This window comes from Pseudomonas sp. MWU12-2319 (assembly GCF_023242525.1).
Taxonomy (GTDB): Bacteria; Pseudomonadota; Gammaproteobacteria; order Pseudomonadales; family Pseudomonadaceae; genus Aquipseudomonas; species Aquipseudomonas gingeri_D.
In genome coordinates, this window is record NZ_JALJES010000037.1 from 1 (window position 1) to 12100 (window position 12100).

Annotated in this window: 10 protein-coding genes and 1 pseudogene; 3 read left to right on the forward strand and 8 right to left on the reverse strand. The window is 53.5% G+C overall.

Going from position 1 to position 12100, the window contains the following annotated elements; genetic code table 11:
• The coding region (locus M5C01_RS32435; protein WP_248764461.1) for a tetratricopeptide repeat protein at positions 1–834 on the forward strand (834 nt) is incomplete at its 5' end.
• A gap of 57 nt (positions 835–891) precedes the next feature.
• A pseudogene (locus tag M5C01_RS32440) lies at positions 892–1014 on the forward strand (IS3 family transposase); the annotation flags it as partial.
• Positions 1015–1270: 256 nt separating this feature from the next.
• On the opposite strand, the gene M5C01_RS32445 reads toward M5C01_RS32440, so the two are convergent.
• The 8 genes from M5C01_RS32445 to M5C01_RS32480 all read right to left on the reverse strand — a co-directional run bounded on the left by M5C01_RS32445 (position 1271) and on the right by M5C01_RS32480 (position 10656).
• Positions 1271–2377: a hypothetical protein gene (locus tag M5C01_RS32445; RefSeq protein WP_152742409.1), complete on the reverse strand. Its 1107-nt coding sequence runs from the start codon at positions 2375–2377 to the stop codon at positions 1271–1273.
• Between the two features lie 68 nt (positions 2378–2445).
• Entirely contained in the window at positions 2446–4476 is a 2031-nt protein-coding gene (locus M5C01_RS32450) for a UvrD-helicase domain-containing protein (protein WP_152742408.1), read from the reverse strand.
• Positions 4473–6491: an AAA family ATPase gene (locus M5C01_RS32455; RefSeq protein WP_152742407.1), complete on the reverse strand. Its 2019-nt coding sequence runs from the start codon at positions 6489–6491 to the stop codon at positions 4473–4475. The genes M5C01_RS32450 and M5C01_RS32455 overlap by 4 nt, the downstream gene beginning before the upstream one ends.
• Before the next feature lie 331 nt (positions 6492–6822).
• Positions 6823–7008, reverse strand: a complete 186-nt coding sequence (locus M5C01_RS32460; protein ID WP_152742406.1) for a hypothetical protein — start codon at positions 7006–7008, stop codon at positions 6823–6825.
• Positions 6977–7630, reverse strand: a complete 654-nt coding sequence (locus tag M5C01_RS32465; RefSeq protein WP_152742405.1) for a hypothetical protein — start codon at positions 7628–7630, stop codon at positions 6977–6979. The genes M5C01_RS32460 and M5C01_RS32465 overlap by 32 nt, the downstream gene beginning before the upstream one ends.
• A 10-nt stretch (positions 7631–7640) precedes the next feature.
• On the reverse strand, positions 7641–8402 hold the full coding sequence (locus M5C01_RS32470) for a hypothetical protein (protein WP_152742404.1): 762 nt from the start codon (positions 8400–8402) through the stop codon (positions 7641–7643).
• 85 nt (positions 8403–8487) lie between these two features.
• Positions 8488–9195 carry a hypothetical protein gene (locus M5C01_RS32475; protein ID WP_152742403.1) on the reverse strand — a complete coding sequence of 236 codons (708 nt, stop codon included), beginning with the start codon at positions 9193–9195 and terminating at the stop codon, positions 8488–8490.
• 114 nt (positions 9196–9309) lie between these two features.
• Positions 9310–10656: a hypothetical protein gene (locus M5C01_RS32480; protein WP_152742402.1), complete on the reverse strand. Its 1347-nt coding sequence runs from the start codon at positions 10654–10656 to the stop codon at positions 9310–9312.
• Positions 10657–10951: 295 nt separating this feature from the next.
• On the opposite strand from M5C01_RS32480, the gene M5C01_RS32485 reads away from it, so the two are divergent.
• The gene (locus tag M5C01_RS32485; RefSeq protein ID WP_152742401.1) at positions 10952–11656 is read left to right on the forward strand and encodes a hypothetical protein; all 705 of its coding nucleotides are present in this window, start codon (positions 10952–10954) and stop codon (positions 11654–11656) included.
• The last annotated feature ends 444 nt before the right edge of the window (positions 11657–12100 follow it).

Sequence of the window (12100 nt, forward strand, 5' to 3'; positions counted from 1 at the left end):
GATTTTTTCGAAAAAACCATCAAAGCTGACCCTAACCTTGATGATGCGCACCTAAATCTGGCTGTTTGTCTCTTCAAACTGGGATGTTTCAGTCGATCACTCGAACATGTTGAGCGCGTCCTGATTCTTAAACCAGGCCAGCCTCAAGCGCTTTCGCACAAAGGCGAATTGAAGCGTTTTTACGGTGACTACGATGCAGCGCTCAAGTTGTTTGAGCGCTGCCTGCAAGCTACACCCGATAACCCTGTCGCCAAGCGCGGCCAGGCCTTCTGCTTGATCGAGAAAGGTGACAGGCTGGGCTATGCACTTCTGGTGCTGGCCTACAAAGAAGAGCTTCGCGAGCTCAAGCTCGGTGAATCAATAGGTTTGATCGATATAGGCTGGGAACGGACACTTGCGATCGGTATCAGTAATGTGGATGGGGTGTCCTACCAGATCAAATGTGACGGCCTGGAGATCTATGTACCTAAATCGGACAACAGCTATATCGGTATAGGTGTCGTTGAGAACCGGGATGCAAGCTTGGTCCCGATCATCGTTAAGCGCTATGACAACCTGGATGCTTTTATCGTAGCCACCAATGCAATTGCAGAAAATGTAATGGACAGTAGTCCGATTTCAGTAACGGGCTCAGTCCAGAACCAAAAGAATCATCGCGAGATCAGGATCGAATTTCCGCAGTACACCATTTATGGAAAAACCAACCCTGGCGCGCAAGAAGGATTCAATAAATTCTGTGAGGCCTACGATGGCGTTGCCTGGCTGATTCTCGAATGCGGACAATCCTTTTTACAGTGGAAGGTTCCCCTCACCGGCTTGGTCCTGAAAGGTTAGGTATTCAGTCCCGGAAAGTCATGGTGCATCCTTAACCCCTCAAAAGGAGGATGCATTAGTCTTGATGAGCTTGAAGTAGGGCTGGAGGACTACATACACTACTACAATCATTCGCGAATCAGGCTGAAACTAAGGGGGCTGAGCCCTGTGGAATACAGGGCCCAAGCACGGCGGGCATAGAAGGCGTCCAACTTTTCGGGGTCAGATCAAAATAGGCGAACACCATCGCCCTTAATTTTTTAGTTCGGAAGGCGTGTTTGCTGCTCACTTACCACATAGTAACGCAGACTTAAAAATAACGGATGTTTTTTACGCACCTTTGACCATAAATGATAATCCGACTCACCTAAGCTCTAAGAGTGACTCGGCATTAAAAAGAGGAGCACGCAAAGTAAAGGCATTGGTATAAAGCAGGGCGCGCGCCCCCTATTTATTACTAACCAGCCTTGAAGTCAGGATTAGGCTGAATAGCAAATTGCCACAGAGGAAGGTTTTTGCCAGAGTAACCGTCTTCAATATCGACCGAAAACAACTCGGGATCGACTTTAGCGTCCAGAGCAACTACTTTCTGCTCATATACAGTCAGCTCATGGTAGGCGCTGCTCACCATAGAGCTGAATTCCCCCACGATTGCAAATCCTGCTTCCTTATCCCATTCACCACATGGGCAAAAATCGTATCTAATAGAGATCACTCTATCTCCATTCATATTTGCTTCTGGATTCCCTGCCATCCAGCGTCCAAATCTAATCAAATAAAATGCAATAGATTTGTCTTTGGAGTCGTGAATTTCGTTGTCTGCGCAGAATATTCTAACATCACCAACAGTGAAATTTGCATCTCCATCCTCGGCAAGAAAAGAGCCCTTATCCTTGCTGGCCACAAGTTCAATTGAAAGATTAGGCGTGGTTCCGATCATGCGATCACCAAGCGCTATCATTTCACTTCTCGCAAATGCTTCCAGGAGGTTAATTGTAAATTTGTTTTTGTGCGCGGTTAACGAAGACCTTGAAAGTAATGCCCACCTGTTAACCCTAGAGAAATACATAGCAAACTTTATAGTAGCCCCCTGAAGCGCAGCATAGTTCTCTAGCCGCTCAACATAATCACGCCTAAAAATATAGCTATCCTTGGGGTTACCATGATGGCAGTTTTTCACCTCAACCATAAACCTAGAACCGTCTTTAAGAACGAGGGAATAGTCCGGCGCCTGGATGTTTTTCCCAGCAGAAAAAATTGCGCCGCTATCCTCCTGTTTCACCATCGCACACTGTCCGAGCGCACCCGCAACATGTGCAAATAAAGCCTCAATTCGCTTTCCATGAAGAAGGCGTTGATCATCTACAGCAGCTTTTAGAGAGGCGCCAACCTTGGCTAGAAAGTCAGCATGGTCGTCGGAGGCCCAAATTTTGTAATCACTATCTCTGGCAATCGCAGTGAATAACTCTAGGGGATCAAACTTTAGCGGTTTTCGCGGCAAGCGTTTCAATTGAATGCGGCTCCTACTCAGTGAATATTCGGCGTCTGCCATCATAAATTTCAATTCTCGACTCGATGTGACTCTTGTGCCAATCCAGTTTTCTAGCACTCCCCGTCAATCCAGAGTTAGTTTCATACGACAGAATCACGGCGATCGATCGCACTCCTTGGTGCAATCTGCTGAACGTTCCAACCTTGGTCGATCAACATCTGGCGATTCTGCTCAAACGCCTCCCCCTCCCCTAGTGATCGCCTGCTGATCGCCAAACACAGTAGGTGTGTCGGCCTCGTCATAGCGACATACATCGCCAGCAAACGCTTCCTCTGCCGAATCTTCACAGACCGCCCGCCATGGCACTGTTGCCCTAGCATCCAGGGCATCAGACTGTTGAGGAAGTGGTTGTAGCTATAGGTTTCAAGCACCAGTGTCGCGGTATGTGTTTGGCCCTTGGCCGAATGAATGGAACCGAGCTTGATGTCGACCATCCTTTGCTCGTGCTCACATCGAAAAGTATTCAGGGCGGGCGCTACGGCTTCGTCTTGGACAACCTCTTGAACGTCTTCAATCCAGCCTAGGTAGTCCGTACCGGCTTCGGATAGATCGCTGGTACCCGCAAGCACCTTCGCAAGAGATGAGAAGCGACGTCCTAATACCTTCCAACGAGGCCGGCTGATCAAGTCGGAACTGAACAAAACCTCCACCACCAGTTGCTGATATCGCTCCAGATCGTCTGGATCAATAAAAAGCTGTTGGATTTGGACGTGTTGTCGTGCTCCAGCTTTGATCCTCATAAGTGGATCAGAGAGGTTCACCAGATGGATCAAGGCACGAGCTAGCTCCTCCACAGCCTGATGTGCAGTCTCTCCCTTTGATAGGTGACGCCTGGCCAGACGCAGTCGCTCCAAGAATGTCGGGGGCTTGTAACCCGAGCGGCTCGCGTTGCGGTCGTAATTATTCCAGTAATGCGCCACAGTTTTCGGGTAATGCGCTGGGTCTTGATCCGTCGGGTCGATATCCTGATGCGTAAAGCCCAATGCCGTAATCGTCGCGCTTTGAAGCACATCGACAGGAAGGTGCTCAAGTACGTATCGACCATAGGCATCAAGCACCCCACCGCAGTCTCCATCGGGGAAAACGAAAATCGTATGAAATGACTTTTTATTATCCGTCCTTGCGCGCAGACCTCGAAGGCCTTGCGCGACGGGATAAAACGCAAAGGGGTCAGCGAGAGACGCTATCGACTCGTCGAATCGGAAGCTGCTGGCGATGTCGGCCGATTTGGCAACATCTGGAAAATCGCTGCCTACGGATTCGGCATCAGAATCGAAAATGGCCTGGTTGGGATCACCAACCCTCGTCACGCAGAGGTCAATATCCTCCCGGGGGAAAATCGTGTTCAGGTATTCGTTTTGCCGAGCCGAGGTGTCCTGCATTTCATCAACGAGCACGCAAGGGAAACGGTGCCTGAGTGCCCCCCCTACGCCCGGCCTTTCGGCGAGTTGGGCCTTGCCCAGAACGAAGATCTCGTCATAGCAAAAATAGCCTCGCTTTGCCGCTTCTCCCATCGCTGCTGCCATTATTTTATAACTGCGAGTATCTGCCCCGCTTGGGAACTTAGCCTCCACTAAAGGATTGGAAAAATCAGCACTTCCAAGCCGGAGCTTTGCTGCATCAAACTCACAGCGGGCGAAATAATTTCGCAACCACCATCGGTCATCTGTCGCCATGCAATTGAAGCGCATGCGATGCGTGAGCTCGTCATCGATGGCCGTGAACCGGTAACCAGCAGAGAGCAGCCATGGCGTTGCGAGAAATCGACTGACAAAACCATGGATGGTATCAATATAGTGCGGGTAGCTCAGAAGCCGCCTCCCGACCTCTGTATTCCCAAGCCGTTGTTCGATCTCTTGACGAGCAACGTTCGTATGGGAGAGGACACAGATACCCTGGGTTCTACTCGTCCACTTGCGTGCGAGAATAGCCAGCTTCGCTACAACCATCGTCGTTTTGCCGCTCCCCGGGCAGGCCGAGATATCCAGGGTCTCACGCGATCGCAAAAACGCCATTCGAGGCGCGTCAAGGTCTTTCAGTTTCATGAGCTCCGCGATCCAGGTAATGTCTTCCTCGGTGATTTCTGACACCAGATCTCGAAACGCGGTCATGGCACGTCCCCAGCAGGCTCTTGAAGCAGTTCCAGCCGCGTGGTTGCGTAGGTGATTGCCTCTTTTAGATACCCAGGCAAACTGTCCACTATCTGCTCCCGGCTTAGCACCTTGCGCTGCAGGTCATTATCCAATACGTCGACCAGATACTGAGCTGTGATGGCTTTGGACGCCTTCTTGGTGGTGAACAGGCTGTAAATGTGTGAACAAAGATGCGCTAGGGTTTCACTAGACTGGGAAAGCTGTCCAAACTCCGTTTCTGCCTCCCGGATGACCTCTTCATGTTTTTTCTTCTCCTGATTCAGCACGTCATCATTTTCGGCGAGCCTGGCAGCCACTAGGAGCTGCTTTGCAAGGCCCGCGAATGCTAAGTCGTATTCAAGCGTCCAATGATCAGCGACGAACGTCTCAACGTTCTGGGCATCATCAGCTTTGAGTTTTACTCGACGATCCGACAAGGATTTGTTACGACTACCCTCGTCATCACCGAAATGCCTCATAGCCTTCCAGCGACGATGTTTACCGTTCCACCTGGGATCATCATCATCGTCTACCAACCCCAAAATCGCCGGAGCACAGTCAGGCATCACATCCATGTCCGCGATCCGAGCGACGGGGAGATTCAGCGTTCCGTTCTCCGGCTTAGCCCTTTGCAGAATTCGGGAGTATCGACCTAGGCCAGTGCCGCCCACATTCACGACTGAAACGCCATGCCTGGTGAAATCCCTATCCATGATTTTTGCCAGAGCAGGCAGCAAGATTGCCTCTCCATCGCCCTCAACGATGACCACGCCTCGCGCAAAGAAGAGGTTGGCCTTCGTGACATCCAGGAAGCGAGCCAGAAATCGGTAATCGGTGGCATCAAGCTTGGTGTGCTGCTCACTGAGCGAATAGGCTTTATGCCGATGCATGAGCACTAGATTGTTCAGTGCTATCTTGGAGCTCAGGTTGGGACTGTGGGTCGTCAGGATAACCTGCACGGGCCTTTGTCGATCGATCTCTACCGGTTTGGCAGCTGCCTCTAGAAACTCCATCAGCCGCAGCTGCCGTTGGGGATGCAAGTGCGCCTCAGGCTCCTCGATCAATAGCAAGGGAAGCCCGTCAAGTTCCCTGCCTAGCAGCAGTAACTCGCAAGCCATGAACAACAGGTTGTTGGAACCGAGCCCGTAGGCCCCACGCGCATCGCCGGACTGCTGATCCAGCAAGCCGAGCTCCAGGCGTTCGAGGATCTGGCGCAAGCGAGCTGACTCCGAACCTCCCTCTGCAAAGTTGATTCGGCTGTACAGATCATCTCCTTCCAGCGCCAGGTGGGAGAGGTAGTTTTCATTGATCGTGCCCTGAGCTTTCTTCACCCCCTCGTGCAGGTTAACCAAGTGCCGCAGATACTCTGCCAAGCCCGCCAGGCTCAGCGTGGCCGTATCCAAGTCATCAAGAGGTTGGGTACCATCAAAATCAGCCCCGTTCTTAATGTCAGGAAAGTTCTTAAGCACTTGGGACAAACGAGACCCACGACCTGGAGACATCTCACGCTCAGCATCGCGCAGAGGTCGCAGGTAGGCTGCTGCCAGCAACTGTCGCACGTTGGCGTCCAGGCTTGGCCCTCCCCCGTCATGACCACTGCGAACCGCAATATCAACCCAGCGACGGGCTAGCTGGTCGTCGTTGAGTCGACGCGCAGTCCAGTGAATGTACACAACGGGTTGTTGGCCGGCGAATGTGACGTACTCCGATAGCGCACCCTGTTCGGCAGTCGAAAGGTCAGAGAACTTCGCTACGATCTTGATCTGATGAGCCTGACGGCGATCTTCAGGGATATGAAAGTCGTCTGGCTGCAAACGCACATACTCACCGTCCCGGGTCTGCAGCACTAGTCGCAACGCATCGATGACGGAAGACTTGCCCGCATCGTTCTCTCCTACGAGGGCCGTGACGCCTTTGTTGAACTGAATCACCAGCCCCTGCCGGTCGGCTCCGAACTGCCGAAAATTCTGGACCTTGAGCGCAGACAAATACATCCATGTTTTCCTGTCATAAAGGGTTTGGGTGCGATACGCGCACCCAGGGAATAGTAACGGAAGCCGGGTTCTTTCCGTGAGGGCGTCGCCGCTGACAACTCTTTGAACGACCGCAGCAGGGGCTCACGCCCGATAAAACAGCTGGTTGACGGCTTCTACTGCGACCATTGTGGCGTAGGTATCCTCACCAGCCGCTTTTTCAAACCGCTAGTGAAATGCCGCAAGCGCCTCCCTATTCGGGATAGCTGATTGAGCAGCCCATCAACCACGCTCTGTTGTCGTTGTTCTCCAACACCCTCGCCATCAACTGTTATGCGCTCGCGACCGCACTTCAGTCATAATCCAACTTCTCGCCCTGTTCGTGTTTTCCCAATGCATCTTCGATAAGCTTAATGGCTTGCTCTTCAGGCCCGGCCAGCCCGGAAAGATCAACCTGGGCAATCCATACTTTGCATACCTCGATTCCAAACGAGTCGTTGTTGGTGTCAATCCTGCGGAAGGATACGGTACTGGCCACGCTCTTCCTCAAGCGCAACGTAATGGACGATACCTCGGACATTAGGCGGGAAGACCTCTGGCAGTCGCTTACCCTGTAGCAGTGCTTTCACGGGCGCCACAATCTTTTCACGGATATCATGAATCGTATTGATCTCCGCCAGGCGTAGGCTGTATGTCCACTCCCCCCATTGCCCTCCCTCGGCGGGCCACCTGAACACTACCCCGCCCTCCAACTCCGGTTCGGGCTCATCCGAGTCGAACAGCGGAAACCCCATCCAGTAGTCGCTGAAATCTACCGGCAACGGCCAGAGCCCAATGTGCACAAGCGGCTGCTTATTAGCCTGGGCCTCAATACCGTTGCCCCCTATGCTGATCTGGAAAAATAGGTAAGCCCCGACGCTGCGCTTTCGCTGCATGATGATCGGCAATGAGTGAGCGCTAGCAGTCTGAACCCACCCCCCTGAATCCTTTTCGAACTTATCAATCCACGATCCACCCGCTTTCACCTGTTGACGAAACTCGCCGTTGCCCAGCAAGCCGTTCAACTCCTGCTTCACCATCGAAGTCAGAGCACCACACTCAGCGCCGACGCTCGAAATGAAGGAAATCCCCTCGCTAATTGCTTCACCGATATCAGTCAAAATCGACTCCTTATGATTTGAAAAAGACAGGTTCAGAGACGCTCACAATCCTTTGAGAGGATTTAGGAGGTGCCAACTTCACAAAACCGTTGAAGCCCTTCCAGAAGACCTCTCCACCTTCAGGGAGCCTGTGGGGAAGCGGTATCTTTGCAAAGCCTCGGAGCGGGCGAATCGACAGTTTTTGAAAACAACTGATCACCTCGTCCCGCCAGCGACTGAGAGCGATATGTTCAGGGTCGCTGAGACCGTTTTGCATGACGTTCAACACGTCCAACCACGAATGCGAGACTAACCGGCCATCCCAGATATCGTCCCGCTCTTTTGCCGCGATAGCGGCGCTTGTGTCCGGAGCAATGAACAGGTGAAGCGCTCGTTGACGATCCTCGTCCGAAAGAAATTCGTTCCATTGCCGATGCAACTGGTCGCAGCCACTAAGGGGAGCGCGCCATTTGAACTCGATAAGCAACGTCAGCTTTCTGCCTCCCCACCACAGATCAACGCGCAAGTCCGGTTCAATTCGAGTCCACTTCTCTCGAGGCCAGAACGTCATCTCGGCATTAGTCACGGCTTCGTCGGGAAATCTCTCGGATGGCACGTCTTTGAGCAGTGCCTTCCAAAACAGTCCAATTGCATAGGGCGGCAGAAAAGCTAACGGCCCCATGATCAGAGCGGTGATTTCGTCTTCCTCAGAAACCCTTTTTTCGCCGATCTCTCGATGCCCGAGGTATCGCTCATACAACCGAGATTTATTTTTCGTAACCGCATGCAGCATGTCTGAACCTTCCTGTTAAGCGGAGCAAATCAGTGGTCAAAAGGCACTGAGCAAAGAAATCCAATCACTACGCGGGCAAACGTTCTCACGGCGTATTCATCAAATCTTCTGCAGCGACTCCATCAGAGGTCTTCATGGTCGCCGAGCAGGCATAGAAGTCGAAATCGAAATCCTCGAGGTAACAGGCGGGACCATGGACTTGGGCCTTGAGCGGGCGCGGGTCCCCTTCTCGCTTGAACAGCATCTTGCCCGTGACCAGATTGAAGTCCGTGTCGACCACCGCGACGAGATCATGATCCGGCTCGCCGCTGTCACTCGCGCGGTGGAGCTTGATACCAATAAGGCGAAGCCTCCCATCCGCTTGCTGCTTGAACTGGTAGCCTCCCCAGGCGCCCTTTATCGCATCCAGATCGATGAACAGGCTGCCCCGCTCAATACGGATGGCGGCCTCAATGTAGCCACTTGCGACGGCCATGGTCTGAGCGATGACCCGCAGGGAGCCATTGGCGTCGTGGGCCAGCAAGGCTATTTGAAGGCTCATCAAAGGCTCCGTGTGACTGATGCTGATGGCCTGCACTTCACCTATTCCCGCCAGCTCGCCGGTGGTGCTTCCACTCACCGAACCACCGTCAGGGGCCAGGAATACCTCAAGCGCTTTCATATCAGTGAAGACTTGGCCCTGCTTGAGGGTAGTCACAGTGTCGTCAGCTTGCACGATTGCACTACCGCCCAAGCAGAGTGAACTGACCAGAAGAAAAAACGCTGCGTTGATCCAGTAGCGGGTAGACACCATGAGAAGCTCTCGGCGTGATGTTGAAGGGTCCATTTCGTGCCTGAGCTTCCAAGTCGCTGATGGCGTTCCATGTAGAGCGGGAACGGGAAGCCAGGCTTCCCGCTCCAGGTGGTTTTACTCCACCGCCTTGATCGTCCACTTTCCGTACCACTTGGACGGGCTGCTCGCGACATACTCGACTGGCACAAACAGTCCATACGCCTCCAGATAGGTGTAAGTCGCAACGCCTTGCCCCCAGTCGTAGTCCCGGCCGGTGCAATTGAGTACCTTGGCGTTGCCCGTCAGGCTCGGGTAATAGGCGCTGGCAGGACGCTGTGATTCAACGTTGCACGTGAAGCCGTAGTCCTTGGGTATCTTAAGTTCTTCGTCGAAGACGAACGGTATTTCCAGGGTATATCGCAGTTGCGCCCCGACCGGCATCGTCGCCCAATCACCCTCGAATTTGAGGTCAGTGGCAGGTGAACGCTCTTTGACAGAGAGCCCACTGGCAGAAGTGTTGGAGTGACTTTTGCCCAGGGTAATCAGACCTCGGAAACTGACTTTAACCTCCTGGTTCAGCGAGCCTTGGCCGCGCTCGACCAACAGCGCGCCCGCCTCGCTCGACGGGTAGCTTGTATCGCTCCCCAAACGTCCCAAGCCATATAGCCCTGGTCGGTTTGCCTCAGTCAAGTCGTTGAACACCAGTTGCAGATGCTGGATGCCCTTCTCCGGCCTGGGCATATTCAATGCCTCAATGGCCTTCACGATAGAAGGCGCGATCACCGGTTCAGGCAATTTAAAGGGTGATTGCTCACGCCCCTCATAATGCGCGCACTGGTCCAGCGACTGCGGTTTTCCGCATGCCAACTGAAGCAGTTGGCGCTCATCGGCGTCCAGACTGCTCAGGCCCTTGGCGACAGGTTTTGCCAGTATCTGTCCACCAATGACGTCGCTTCGCGGGTCGAGGTAGAAGGCACTCAAGGGGGTGAGCTGTTGCAGTGAACAGTTGGCCGTCCACCGATGGCGTGACTGGCTATACAAGGCTTCTTTGTCGGGCGTCAGCATCTCGCTGACCGGGACTCGGGCGCTCCAGAAGGTGACCTCATCGCCCTTTACCTTCAGGCCGGCGCGATCGATCAGTTGCCAGTCCTGATGGTCAGGTGTTGCGACAGCGCGCCAGTCGGGTGGTGCTGTCTGAGCACAGACTTGTTTGAATTGCGTGCTCTGCAGGTACTGCTTTTTTTGTTCTGCAGGAAGTTGTCCCAACTCCTCGGGGGGCACGCTTGGACCATCAGAGAACGGCGCCATGCCCCTGGCAGTACGAAATGCCATTTCTACAGTAGGTTTACTGCAATCAGTATCGAAGCTCGCCAGATAGCGGTGCTCCCGTCCCGGAGGGGTGCGCACGAAATAACTGACCCGATCCCCTTCTCGCACGATTGAGCTCGGCTCTGGGGTCTCGTTCAGAAGAGCGTTGAACACCTCTAGCCCTGACGGGGTTACCGGCAGTGAGGACGATGCGACTCCTAGGGCTTGGCATCCTGAAAGCGCCAGGGTGAGGGTGAGCAAAGGAAAACAGCTGAAGCGGTGAAACGAGGCATCCATGCGGGCGTACTTAATCGACAGAAAGATGGCACTTTAACATGAATGCGATTCCGTCACTGAGAGGGTGACGGCGATATCTGCTTCAGCATCCTCCGCGCCTAATCGAAACAGCCACCAGCGATCGGGTTAAACTACCGGCGCCTCGTATGGACACTCGGACTGAATGCCCCCCATGAAAAAAATCACCTCACTGTCGCTCCTCCTTCTGACCTGTCTGCCATTGCCAAGCTGGGCTGGATGGTACGAGGTCCGCAACTACACCGGCACCCTGGGCAGTCATTCGGTGCATATGTCGCTGCAGACATATGTGTGGTTGCAGCAAGGTAAGCCCGGGAAGGTCGATGGCAGTTATTACTATGATGAGCACCGCATCCCGATTGCCCTGCATGGTGAGCAACAGGCTGAAAACCAGCTGGCGCTTTGCGAAGAGCCTGGCAAAAAATGCCCCATTACACTGACGGTGACTGACCAAGGCGCGAGCGGTACCTGGAACGACGGGAAGCGGACCTTGCCGATCAACCTGCAACAGGTGGGACACCTGGATAATACCGACGAGAGCAAACAGTTGCTGGAAGGCAGCGTCGAAATCCCGATGTGGTCCCATACCAAGGATCGAATGTTCCTGGGCGTCTACGGCATTCAGGCCCCTGCAGAAACGTACCAAGTGCCCTTCATCACGATGAAGACGATCAAGGAGGTCGAGATCAAGTCTGGGAGGCTGGTACGGACCCTGGACGTCGATGACATGGCCGGTTTGTTAATGACGCCGATCTATATGAACGTCGAAGCTTCAGTACAGGGCAAAGGCCTAAACCTGCTCATTCAGCATGGCGGTGGCCGGATGGGTTATGACGAGAGCCGGATTATCGCGGATTAGCCAAACATCTTCGGATGTCCAGAGGGCCCGGGAACTCCAGATGAGCGATGAATAGATCGATCATGATGTGTTCTAGCGCAATGATTTCGACAGACAGGAGGTGTGTGGCTTCAATTGGAACGCGCCTTTGTAATGGCTGCGTTTGAATTTTCTGCATCCTCCTCATGACTGCCAACGCCCACCTTGGCTCGAAAGCCGCCGGCCATCAACGGTACCTTTCAACCACCAGGATCGAACACAGGGTCAGTGGTGCTCACGGTCTCTCACTGGAGCCGGCAATTTCAGCGCCCGGCAAGAGTTCTCTCTTTCCCTTGAGTGAAATTTCCTAGAAAATCCTGACCGCTTGTTTGCGCCTGATCTCGCGGCTAGGCTTCGACTCGTCACTGCTCATCAGTGATCGGGTTTGGTAGCCCGAGTAACTTCCAGGCGCATAGAGCGCTCATC